Annotated in this window: 7 protein-coding genes; 5 read left to right on the top strand and 2 right to left on the bottom strand. The window is 59.0% G+C overall.

Going from position 1 to position 12,363, the window contains the following annotated elements; all coding sequences use genetic code 11:
• Positions 1-2: 2 nt before the first annotated feature.
• The gene (locus tag MB818_RS01810) at positions 3-719 is read left to right on the top strand and encodes a hypothetical protein (RefSeq protein WP_238903693.1); all 717 of its coding nucleotides are present in this window, start codon (positions 3-5) and stop codon (positions 717-719) included.
• Positions 719-2,116, top strand: a complete 1,398-nt coding sequence (locus MB818_RS01805) for a Dyp-type peroxidase (protein WP_234136637.1) — start codon at positions 719-721, stop codon at positions 2,114-2,116. The genes MB818_RS01810 and MB818_RS01805 overlap by 1 nt, the downstream gene beginning before the upstream one ends.
• On the opposite strand, the gene MB818_RS01800 is transcribed toward MB818_RS01805, so the two are convergent.
• Positions 2,113-5,301, bottom strand: a complete 3,189-nt coding sequence (locus MB818_RS01800) for an ATP-binding protein (RefSeq protein WP_234162523.1) — start codon at positions 5,299-5,301, stop codon at positions 2,113-2,115. The two genes, MB818_RS01805 and MB818_RS01800, sit on opposite strands and share 4 nt — an antisense overlap.
• 105 nt (positions 5,302-5,406) lie before the next feature.
• Entirely contained in the window at positions 5,407-6,369 is a 963-nt protein-coding gene (locus tag MB818_RS01795) for an SMP-30/gluconolactonase/LRE family protein (protein ID WP_234136635.1), read from the bottom strand.
• A gap of 1,164 nt (positions 6,370-7,533) precedes the next feature.
• On the opposite strand from MB818_RS01795, the gene MB818_RS01790 reads away from it, so the two are divergent.
• The 3 genes from MB818_RS01790 (at position 7,534) to MB818_RS01780 (ending at position 12,037) form a co-directional block, all read left to right on the top strand.
• Positions 7,534-8,802, top strand: a complete 1,269-nt coding sequence (locus MB818_RS01790; protein WP_238903691.1) for a tyrosine-type recombinase/integrase — start codon at positions 7,534-7,536, stop codon at positions 8,800-8,802.
• Between the two features lie 278 nt (positions 8,803-9,080).
• The gene (locus tag MB818_RS01785; RefSeq protein WP_238903689.1) at positions 9,081-9,293 is read left to right on the top strand and encodes a helix-turn-helix transcriptional regulator; all 213 of its coding nucleotides are present in this window, start codon (positions 9,081-9,083) and stop codon (positions 9,291-9,293) included.
• Between the two features lie 89 nt (positions 9,294-9,382).
• Positions 9,383-12,037: an AAA family ATPase gene (locus tag MB818_RS01780; protein ID WP_238903687.1), complete on the top strand. Its 2,655-nt coding sequence runs from the start codon at positions 9,383-9,385 to the stop codon at positions 12,035-12,037.
• Positions 12,038-12,363: the final 326 nt, after the last annotated feature.

The following is a 12,363-nucleotide window of genomic DNA, read 5'->3' as shown; positions in this document are numbered from 1 at the left end:
GTATGAACAACGACGGCGGATGGCTGAACCGGTATATCAACAGCTTGCCGGAACGTGGCTGGTTCAAGTTCCTTTCGAAATATGTGGTTGTTCCTTACTGGGTCTGGCGAGAGGGCAGACCTAAACTTCCGGGCGGACCACGCCCCTCGCCACAGCCCAGTGACAGCACTCAGCGAATGATGAACCTGCTGATGCCGCTCAGGGACACGTCGCCGATCGGTCGGGCAAAGGCAGTCATGGCATTGGCCCAGAACGTTGACGAGATTTTTGCCGGTCTCGACAACGTGGGCACTGTGCATTCTGCCCGGTTCCTTCTGGTCGAGGACTATATCTGCATGATCTCGGTCTATGACGGGGATTTCAGCAACTATATCCGCGACTTCATTGCCACGATCGGCAGCGTTTTCGACGCCCTGATGAAAGAGGTCGAGGGCGGCGACAAGCTTTATCCTTGCGAGAAGAATGTCGAAGCTTTCATTGATTGGGTGCGCGCGCACGACCTGTTTCAAGCACCTGATTATCCGTTTGACCTGTTCGCCCTCCAGGACGTGCAGGCTGGCCGCAAACCAAACGACCCACCGCATGCGCTGCAATCGCTTCCTCGCTCGCTGATCCTCCAACTGCATTCGAACCGCAATATCTCGCTTGGTGGCGGTTATCGCGGGTATCCCGGCTATTCGGCGGCACAGATCAGAAACAAACTCGGGGTGGGATGGTGATGTCCAACATTAATCCTGAAGACGATTTTGACGCCGAAAAGGTCCAGGGCAATATCCTGAGGGGCTACAAACACAACAACGTCCGCCACCTCATTCTGGAAGTCACCAACAAGGATGCAGCAAGGCGGTTCCTGGCCGCGTCGGCCGATGGCACAGACAAGACTGTCCCGCGCATAACTCGTTCGGCCAATTGGGCGCCCCCCGCCCCCGAGGTCTGTTTCAATATCGGGATCACGTTCGAAGGTTTGCGGGCCCTGGGTCTGCCAGCAAGCCAGCTTGCCACCTTTCCCACTGAATATGCCGAGGGAATGGCAAAGCGCGCAGTCAAGCTGGGTGATTTCGGCGACAGCGCGCCCGAGAACTGGCCGAGCCCGTTCGACCAGCCCGACCGTATCCATATCGTGGCGTCGATCTATTCCAACGATGTTGAGAATTTCGAGCCGGTCGAAAAGCAGGTGGCGAAGGCCTTCACCATTCTTGGCGTTCGCGATGGTCGCAACCTGCCCGATGGCAAGGTGTTCTTTGGCTATCGAGACAGCATTTCCCAACCGCGCTTCAGACATATCTTCGACCCCGACATGGTCAACGTAGACGAACCCAAGGACCCGCTGGGCACCGCGCTATTGGGCTATCCCACACATTTCGAGGGTGTCGAATTCGCAATCCCAGAGCCCAAGGAGGTGTTTCACGACTGTTCCTTCAACGCGTTCCGGGTCTTGCAGCAGAAAACCGATGCCTTCGAGACTTACCTGAGCGAAGCCGCGACTAAGCTGGAGAAACACCCCAAGCAGTTCGAGCTTTTGTCCGAGGGGGCCGAGGCGAATATCTGCGGCGGCATGAGCCGGCACGATGCCCTGCGCGAGGTGGTTGCCGCGCAGATGTGCGGGCGCTGGCGCAATGGTACACCCTATGAATTGTCGCCAGACTCAGATGAGAAGGGAGATCTGTCCCTGACGAATTACGACTATACGCTCGCGTCGCGATGCCCCGCCGGGGCTCACATGCGACGGGCCAACCCTCGCGGCGGCCCCATCGTGCAACGTGTGTCGAACTACTCCCGCCGCATTGTCCGACGCGGAATGTCCTATGGTCCCGACCCGGAAACAGGCGAGCACGGCCTGCTTGGCAATTTCATTGGCGCCAACTATGGGGCTCAGTTCGAGGCGGTGATGTGCGACTGGATTAACTTTGGCCTGCAAGACCCCAGAATTACTGGAAGCAATGACCCTCTGTTAGGCGCAAATGTGCCTGAAACCAGCGTCTTTGATCTGACCTTGCGCAACGGCGGCCATATCAGGCTAAGCGGGTTTCCCAGATTCGTGATCGCGCGGGGCGGCGCCTATACCCTGTTACCCAGCCTGCCCGCTATCCGCTATCTGGCCCAGCTTTCGGATTAGGCTGCAAGTTCAGCCAGCGCCTCTTCGATCCTGGTAAGCATTGGAGAGGCGCCGGTCGGCGCGATCAGACGATGGGCCGTTTCAAGATGATCAAGCGCCTGCTGGTTGCGCTTCTTGGTCTTGCAAAGCAAGCCCAGTATCATTTCACCTCTAGCAAAATAGTGACCGTCCCGATCAAACTGTGGGTTCTGCCGCGCTTTGTCTATCAGCGCCTTGATCTGTTTTTCCCCGGTAAGCATCACGCCTGCCAAGCAGCGGAAATTTCTCAACAATACACCCAGCGATGCCCCCCCCTCGCCGGACAAGATCTGAAGGTAAACCTCGCTCAGGAAAAGCCTGTTCCAATCCGCGCCGATCTGCATCCCTTCCGCTTCGCGTCGGTCGATAGTGTTCTGAATCTGTTGCAAGCCTTCGGCGACCTTCCCCTGCATCGCCAACCCCACACCCAGCATGGTCTGCGGCACGCCGCTAAACAGTGTACAGCCATCAGTCGCGCTCTTGTCGACAAATTCCTGCACCGCCTCGAGGGCGCCGGGGCGCTCCAACGCAACCAGAGCGGCCACGCGTGACGACTCGGCGATCGCAGTCTCGAATTCAGCTCTCGACAAACTCAGCGCCTCTTCGGACAGTTTCAGCGCCGTCTCGTGATCATCGGTCACAACCGCCACCAATGCCTTCATCGCGGTGCCATAACCCAACGCACGTGGGTCATTGTTTCGTTTGCCGAACTCGATCATCCGTTCGGCTGTTTCACGGGCGCCGACGACCCGCCCGCGGGTCAACTCGTTCCACCCGACGGTGGCCAGAAAGAAATTCTGAAGATAGGCATCGTCGAACTTTGCCAGAGCCGCCTCGATTGCCCTTTTCTTGCTCTCGAATTCGGCATTGGGAATAGGCGCGCAATAGATAGCGACGGAAAGCTCGTTCACCATGGCATAAGCGCGCGATTTAGGATCGCCAAGACGCGCGGCCATTTCAGTCAATTCCCGCTGGACCCTCAATGCCTCGTGAAACTGACTATTGCAGACCAGGCAGGAAACATAGTGGTGCAGGAACAGAACATGATCGCCAGTGTCACCGATCCTGTCCAGCACTGGCCCGATGCGTTGGGCCAGGTTGATCGTGGTCATGATATCAAGAGAGATATTCGAACAGAGCGCGAAATTGCCCAGAAACTCGGCAAAAGCGGCATCGCTGGCACAATCCGGATCCTGTTCATATAGCTGCAAGGCCGTCGCAAAGTAGCGATTGGCCTGATCGTGCGAGTATGTTCCAAGACACTTGGCCCCGGCAAGCGCCGTGTACCGAAAGGCCAGGTCTGTCCGTTCTGTTCGCGAATAGTGATGGGCCAGCGTTTCAGCAGTTTCCGGCAACCGATTGGCATTACGCTTTTCCAACGCCTCGGCTATGATCAGGTGCAATTCAACCCGGCGATCCGTCAACAGGCTTTGATACACGGTGTCACGGAGAAGCACGTGCTTGAACATGTAGTCCGACGAATTCTCTCTGCGATGCACCAGATCAAGGGCCTGTAGTCGTTCAAGCGCCGCGCCGGTCTGATCGGCATCCTGTACGACCATGGACAGCAGGCCGGGGTCGAATTGCCGCCCTATCGTGGCGGCCGCTTGCAATAGCGCGCGATCTTCGGGGCGAAGCTGTTCGATCCGCGCCGAAAGAAGGGTTTGCATGCTGGACGGCAATGCGCTCATCCCCGCCTCGGGATCATACTCAGCCCGCCCATCAACGATTTTCAACGCACCCTGTTCGATGAGGTAGATCAGGATTTCTTCGCCAAAGAGAGGATTGCCTCCCGAACGTTCGACGACCTCTCGAATGAGGTCGTCAGGCAACGTTTCAACCTGCAAACGGCTTTGCAGCAGGTCGCGGATATCATCCCGAGAAAGCGGCTTTAGCGCCACGGTCTGCACGACCTCATTCGTGTGCCAGTCCGGCAAGTATTCCGGCCGCCGGGTGGTCAGGATCATCAGGTTTACGAACTCCTTGTCGGCAATAAGCTTGCGCAGCAAGTCCTCGGACGCGCTGTCGATCCAATGGATATCCTCGACCAACAAGATCACGGGTCCCAGATTACATTGCGCCTTGAGCAACGCCGGCAACAGATCGCGCGTGCGCAACCCCACGAGAACACCGTCCAGACCGTCAAGCGCCCCCTCTGGCGGCGAGAGCCCGAGAAGGTTCATCAACAGACCAAGATTCTCTTCCGAATAAAGCTGCCTGCGCTCAAGACCTGCCTGCAATTTTTCGCCAATTTCCTCAGGTTCGTCTTCCTCCTGTATACGGAACGAATTGCGCACAAGCTCAATGAACGGTAGGAACGGCACCTGCTGACCGTCCGAGGTACAGTGGCCAGTGAAAATTCTTGCTGGCTTCGATTTATCGCTGCGTAGGAACTCGAAGATCAGGCGCGTCTTGCCCAATCCGGGTTCGGCAACAAAATCGACCACTCGCAGCCCCGTCGCACTCGCTTCGAACGCTTCGGCCACGGTGGCAAGCTCGATCTGGCGACCGATGTACCGGGTTAAACCCCGCCCCACCGACGCATCAAACCGGGTGGCCCCGTCGCGAATTGATCGTAGGCGCCAGAGTTTTTGTTGCTTTGTAACGCCCTTGACGGTGAATTCGCCTTCAAAGCTCAGATCGACACGCCATTCGACCAGCCGCCGGGTGTTGTCGCAGATCAGACAACCGCCCTCTGGCGCCAGGGACTGGATACGCGAGGCCAGATTCACGGTGTTTCCGACCGCAGTCAGTTCGCCTTTTTCACCTTCCACCGCCGCAACAACAACGTTTCCCGAGCATACGCCGACGCGCATGATCGGGCGCACGCCAAAGCGAGCCTCGATCGTGTCGCCTGCCGTTGCAAACGCCTGTTGAAGCGCCATGGCTGCCCGGCAGGCCTTCAGACCGGCCTCTTCAAGTGCAACGGGCACACCAAAAATAGCCATGATGCTGTCACCGGCAAAACCTCTTACCGCGCCGCCGTGCTCCTGAACGACGGAGGTGAGCATCTCATAGAGCATCCGCGCAAAGTGAACGGCCTTGTCTTCGCCCAGCTTTTCGATTGTCGCGGTGTATCCGACCATGTCGGTAAACAGTACCGAGACCAACCGACGCTCGGCCAGGTGTTTCGGCGCGTTCGCGAGGGGTGCGGCAGCATCAACCATGTTAACTTAGGTTAACATGGTTGATGGTGACTCGGCTACTCTGCAGGCTGGCCCAATTCCGGTCAAACCCCACCAAGAACCCGAAGCCCCGGCGGCTTACGGCACTCAAGCCGTAAATGCCAGTTTCAGCCCTGGGCGTGGCCATCTCGTCTTGTAAATCGTTCCTGTGCTCGACGCCGTAATCCAGACATCACGCATGTCGGCGCCGCCGAAGCAGAGGTTGGTCGTGAACAAGTCATTTACCGGGAGGTGCTCGGTCTTGCCATCGGGCGTGAAGATCGTGATCCCGCCATTGAATATCGTACCGACGCAAACGCGCCCGTCGGCTTCGACCTTGAGACTGTCGAGCCATTGGTAGCCCGGCAATGTCTGTACGACATTCCCCGGCATTCCAGGCAAAGGCCCGGGAGCCAGTTCTCCGGGGCCCACAATGTCCATGACCCAAAGCCGGCCGAAAACCGTATCAGAAACATAGAGTTTGTCCCCCTTGGGCGAGATGCCGATCCCATTCGCCGTGGGTACGGCTGCAACGCGTTTCAGCGTCTTGCCGTCGATGGTCCCAAAGTAAACGGCTCCGGACTCGCTGGTCATGCCATCCTGTTTGCCGGTGTCGGTGAACCAAAAGTCACCATTCGCGTCAAAAACGATATCATCCGGGGCAATCAGGCATTTGCCCTTATACTTGCAATAGAGGGTCCTGACTTCACCGGTCTCCAGATCGACTCGCTGTATGGACCCGCCCTGATATTCCGGGCGCTTGGGACTGGGAATTGTGATCTCGCGCTTTGGATCGGGTGTCTTACCAGAACCGGGCGGCGCCAAGGGATCAAATCTCTCAAAAGAATACACCCCGCCGTTGTTACAGATATAAGCCGCCCCGTCAGGACCGATCGCCGTCCCGTTTGGCCCACCAGGAAGCTCCGCGACATCCACTAGCGAATTGTCCGCCTTCAACCGCCTGAGCAACTGGGCCTCGATATCGACAAAAAGGACTGAACCGTCATCCATCGCCACGGGGCCTTCTGGAAACTTTAACCCCGAAACGACGGCGTCTAATTCCAATGACATCTCAATTCTCCATATATTAAGTAATCCTGTCAGGTAATCAGACCCAAGTCGTATTGCTTGGGCTATTAAGTCTCTCCCGTTGTTCCGAATGGCCCACATCGAAGCCCTCTGTAAGGTTCCGGCGAAACATGGGCGGTGTATCGGGGTCTTCGAGACCCAAGCTAACGCCGAATTCCTCACACGAGCAAGCACCGAACCCGGTTCGACGAAACCGGACCATCCTGTCAACTCCGCCAACGAATGTGCTGGCAAACAAGTTCGAACCAGTCTCAGCTAAGACAGTGACACCGTCTTTCAGGCCGCGCACGTGGTCTGCCCCCTGAGAAGTGGTCCTTCCTGAAGTAGGTTTTTCAGCCAGATGGAGGATCAAGCTGTCTGACGTCAGCTCTCGCCGGACAGATTTAGGGTTTTGATCAACAGAGGATTTCTGGTTCATCGAAGCCATTATGGAGCGAAGATGAACAAAGCATCCTGAAATTCGAAGGACGCCGCTGACAAACTGGTCAGAGGCATCATGCGTAAGAGGCGCAAAGGCCAGCGCAAAGTTACCTAGGAATAACTCTCAAAAACAAAGGCAAATTCCAGTAGTGGCCGGATCGGGAGAACACTTTCGCGGGGGCAAGTGGCGGACAGTGAGTTCGCCATATTAGTTTCTTGGTGGTTTGAGCAAGGTAGGATTAACACCGACAAACCACAGAAAAACATAGCATTTTTTGACCAACTTGTTTGAATAAGGTAGAATGAATTAGTTTGCAATTGGATCTAAAAAGGGGGCAGAAAAGGGGGCAGACAATCCGTGCCCCCTTTCAGGAGAACATCACATGTCCGCCTCCCCCCCCTGCCGAATTGATCCCCGCCCCCGTCCCGCCGCACCTGCTTTTTGCAGAAGTAGGGCCGGGCTTCCCCGCTTTGCTGGCGCCCCTGCCCGGCCTATCAGACGAGGCCATTGCCTCCCTGCCCCGCGAATGGGCTGAACTTCCCGGCCTTATCGTCACGCTGATCGTAGACGAGGGGTTGTCCACCGAAATGGCCGCCCACGAAGCTAACGTCCCACCCAGCCTTGTGCGGGCTTACCGCGCCCTTGCGGGCATCTGACGCGCAACGCCCCCTGCCGGGGGCACACTATACCCGGCAGGGGGGCTACCCCGGACAAGGAAACCCACCATGCCAGCCAAGCATTCCCGCTCCACCAACCGCCTTTCGGCCCGCAAAGTCGAGACAGCCTCCGAACCCGGCTACTACATCGACGGGGGCGGTTTGCTGCTGCATATCTCGAACAACGGCGGCAAGCGGTGGCTGCTGCGTTTCACTTCACCCCTGACCGGCAAACGGCGCGAAATGGGCCTTGGTCCGGCAGGCGAGCGGGGTAAGGTCTCGCTTGCTGACGCTCGCGCCGCTGCCGATGCGGCACGGCGGTTGGTGCAGACTGGCGTCGATCCGATCCAACACCGGGACGAGGAAGTTAAGCGCCGTCGCACAGAAGCGGCACGCGCGGCGCCCAAGACGTTCGGGGCCTTCGCTGCCGAATGGCTGGACGGCAACTTGAGCCAGTTCCGAAACCCCAAGCACCGCCAGCAATGGCGCAACACTCTTACGACCTACGCTGCCCCGATTTGGGACACCCCTCTGCCGGACGTCACAACGGACAACGTTCTGGCTGCCCTGCGGCCGATCTGGACAGATAAGAACGAGACTGCCCGCCGGGTCCGGGGGAGGATTGAAAGGCTCTTGGACGCAGCGTCCGCTGTTGGGCTGCGGACCGGGGAAAACCCCGCGCGATGGAGGGGGCACCTTGCAAACTTGCTGCCGCCGAAACCCAAAGGGACTGAAAAGCACCACCGCGCCCTGCCGTGGAAAGACCTGCCCGCGTTCATTGCGGACCTGCGGACGCGGGACGGCATCGCCGCTTTGGCGTTGGAGTTTGGTATTCTGACCGTAAGCCGTTCCGGCATGGTCCGGGGCGCGACTTGGGCAGAAATCGACATGGACGGCGCGCGCTGGACGATCCCCGGCAGGAGGATGAAAGCCAAGCGTGACCACCGCGTGCCCCTCACGCCTCGCGCGTTGGAAATCCTGCGCCAGATGGAGGCCCACCGCCCCGCCGACGACCCGGACGGGGCAGCGCTGGTGTTCCCGGGAACGAAGCGAGGCAAGCCGCTCTCGGACATGACGCTGGCGGCTGTCCTGAGACGTATGGGGCGAGACACGATTACCGTCCACGGCTTCCGGTCCACGTTCCGCGATTGGGCCGAAGACAGCGCAGACGCCGCCTATGGCACGATCCGTAGCGCGATGGCACACACCATTGGTGACAAGGTGGACGCAGCCTACCGGCGCAGTGACGCCTTCGACCGGCGGCGCGATCTGATGGCGCAATGGGAAGCCTACATGAACGCCCCCCTGCCGGGAACCGACCCAACAGACGCATCCTGACAACCCCGGCAGGGGCGCAGCGAAATGGGGCGGTCCCGCGTGGGTCGCCCCTTTCTTAGGTAGGGCTGTCGTTGGATTTGACAGAATAGACAAACAATAACAAATACTTGTTAGCATACTACAAATCGGATTAGTATGCTTTGAGTGCCCCCGTTGGGCAGCGACCGCAAACGGAGAAGATCATGACCCCGCTATTCCCGCCTGACTTTGGCGGAAGGAACTTCAACTGAAATCGGCCGCCCTCGTATTCGGCGCGGCCTGTTGGATAGAGGAACACCATGATTAAAAACGCCGCTGTCGCGCCCGCCCTGCAACCCGACAAGTTCTACACCGGTAAAGAAATCGCCGCCCTACTGAGCGTGCATGTGACGACCCTTTACGCTTGGATGCGAGCCGGGAAGTTCCCCCTGCCGCAACGCATCGGACCACGGACCGTTCGCTGGACCGGCCGTCAGGTCATCGACTACCTGTCGGATAACCTGCCTTGGTAAGCCGCGCCTAAGCGCGCCATCCATCCTGACAACCCGAAAAAAGAACAGCCCGTCCCTTTGCGACAAGGAACGGGCCGGGGAACTCGATTATGCATGAGAAACTTAACACACCCCCGGCAGGGGGGCAAACACAACTTGTCGAAACTGGCAAAACAGGGACGCCCCTGCCCGACGACACCGACGCGCTGCTGGACGTAGCGCGCCAAGCGGCGGCGGCGGAATTGGTGCCCCCTGCCCTGATCGACAAACTAAGCATATGCCGCGCCATCGGAAAGGGCGCAGAAGTACAAACGCACCTTGCGGAAGCGTTGGCGGCTGGGCCTGCTGCGGAACGGGCGCTGGACGCCATTGCCCCGGCTTTCGCTCCCGGCGATGTGATCGAACTGCGCGCGCTGGATCCGGCAGGGGGCGGCAGTCATTCCATTTGCGGACAATTGCACAACCCGGAAAAGCGCAAAGCATTGGAGGAGTTCATTCGCCGCCACAATGGGCGGCGAAACCTCTACCTTGGTGTAAACCCGCGTCGTTCGGAGTTGGCTGGAACAAACCATGCCGCTTCCTCTGCGGACGTGTCGGCTCGTCGTGCCATGGTTTTGGACTTCGACCGAAAGGACGCACCTTCGGTGGACCCAGACTGGACGCGGACGCGGGACGCGATAGCGGCGAACCTCAATCCGTTGTTTATCATGGATAGCGGGAATGGCCTGCACGTCTGGTTGGAGCTTGAATCCGTGTCCGGCCCGGACGTGATTGCGTCCGTAGGTCCGCTAGCGGCAGCAATGGCACGCTTGGGAGCGGACAACATGGCCGACGCCGCCCGGATTGCACGCTTGCCTTATACCGTCAACCTGCCGACTGGAACGAAGCTTAAGCGCGGAGCCGTGGCGCGCCTTGCCACGCCGTTGCCGCAGGCGAACGTGAAGCACGCGCCCGCGCCTTCAGTGAAGGCGCTGTGTGCCTCACTGAGCGGATTGGCGACTCGATTGGGCCTTCCCGGCAAGGTTGAACGTCAGGCCGTCAAACCCGCAGCCAAATCGTCGAACTACTACGGGCCCTCTGGGGAACGCAAAACCGCAACACCCGCCCCTTCCCTTGAGGCATTGCAGTTGCTGGCCGAAGAACTTCCGAATGATCCCGGCGGGCCTTTCGATGACCGCGTCGAATGGGCGATAGCGGGTCTTGCTTTCTTTGGAGCGGCTAGCGCGGCCGGATTGAAAACCGAAGGTCGAGACATCTTTCTTGGCTGGTCCGGAAAGTGGGGCGGTGATCCAGTGGAGGACGCGAAATTCTGGGACACCTGCCGTGATACCCATACCGGTTGGGGGACGCTGATGCGGTTGTTGTTGCGTTACAACCCGGCCGGGGTCGGCAAGGTCCGAGGAGCCATCGCCCGCGCGGTGTTTGCGGCGGCACCGCTGACCGTCGAGGATCAACGCCAGATCGCTTCACTTTCCCAATGGGCGTGGCTTTGCGCGAACAACAACAGCGCTCCTTCTGCCAACCGAAATGTCTCTAATCTAAAAGTATTTATCCTAAATCCGACGAAGGCACCGTCACCGAGTAAAATTCCGCCACGGCGCTGGGTTTACGGTCACAGCGTTATTGCCGGGTTTGTCTCTGTACTGGCAGCGCCCGGCGGCACCGGCAAGAGCGCCCTCATTCTGACCGAAGCGCTAGCCATGGCCACAGGCAAGACGCTTTTGGGCGGGGATGATCCACGACGTCCACGGCGTGTTTGGATGCACAACGCGGAGGACCCTAGCGACGAGCAACTGCGGCGTCTGGCGGCGATGCAGGCACACCGTGGGATATCGGATGCAGAGATAGGCGGTCGCCTGTTCCTGACCTCTGGACGCGATCTATCGCTGTGCCTGGCACGGCAGGGGGTCGATGGGCCGGAAATCGTAGCGGAGCATCTGGACGCTGTTGTGAACGCTATGCTGGACGCGAAGGTGGACGTGCTGATTTTGGATCCATTGGGTGCAGTCCACAGCCTGCCGGAGAATGACAATACGGCGTTCAACGTGCTTTTGGGGGCGCTGCGTGAGATTGCGGAACGCACAGGCGCGGCGATCATCTTGGTTCATCACGTCAGTAAGGCTGCGGGTGCAGACATGAGCGCTGCGGGGGCCGACGCGGTGCGGGGAGCTTCGGCTATCAAGGATGGCGCGCGGATTGTCCGACAGTTGGTACGCATGTCGGAGAAGGAAGCTCGGCAGTTCGGCATTGCAGATGAAGAACGTCATCAATACGTTCGCATAGAGAACGGAAAGAGCAATCTGGCCCCTGCGGCAAAGGCGCGCTGGATGCGTCTCTCGTCTGTGAAGCTGAACAATGGAACGCCGGAATACCCTTCGGGCGATACCGTGGCAGTGGTTGAGGACTGGACGCCGCCCGGGCCGGTTAAGGGAACGCCTAGCGATTTGCATCGCGTGCAAGCAGCCATTGACGGCACATCAACCCCACCGCGCGCAAGCGCGCAAGCACACGGATGGGTTGGGTACATCGTCGCCGACACGTTGGGATTGGATGTGGGCAAGCCCGGCACGAAAGCTGCTGACCGAACGCCAGAACAGGCGCGGACTTTCCGTGGCGTCTCCGACATGGTGGCCGGGTGGTTGGCGGACGGGGGCCTTCGCATGGACACTGAACGCGACCCGGCAAGCGGACGTACCGTAGACGTGGTCCGCAGTGGCACCCCTGCCGTATTTCGGGACGGGGCATTGCAAGAGGCGGTTGCATGATACTGCCCTTACCAGAACCCAGCGCTGGGCGCACGGTCTGCCTGATACATCTCCGGCAGGGGGCTTCCACACTTGTCACACTCCAGTGTGATCGAAGTGTGGAGGGTGTGGAAAAAACCGGAAATGGTTGTGGGTGTGCCCCCCATAAAGGGGCACCCCCACACCAGTGGTTTTCCTTAGGGCGCAAGTGTGGTGTGACGGCCAAAACACCTTGTTTTTAGCCCCCTTGCCGGACTGTCTTTTCACGCTTTCAAGTGTGGAAATTCGGTCCCTACGAGCACTCAAGGTGAGGGCGTACACACTGTCTCCCACCCTGATTTGCGTGA

Source organism: Ruegeria alba (assembly GCF_022321465.1).
GTDB lineage: Bacteria > Pseudomonadota > Alphaproteobacteria > Rhodobacterales > Rhodobacteraceae > Ruegeria_B > Ruegeria_B alba.
Note: the sequence above shows the minus strand (reverse complement) of the source record. Positions and strands in the feature narration are given on the sequence as shown.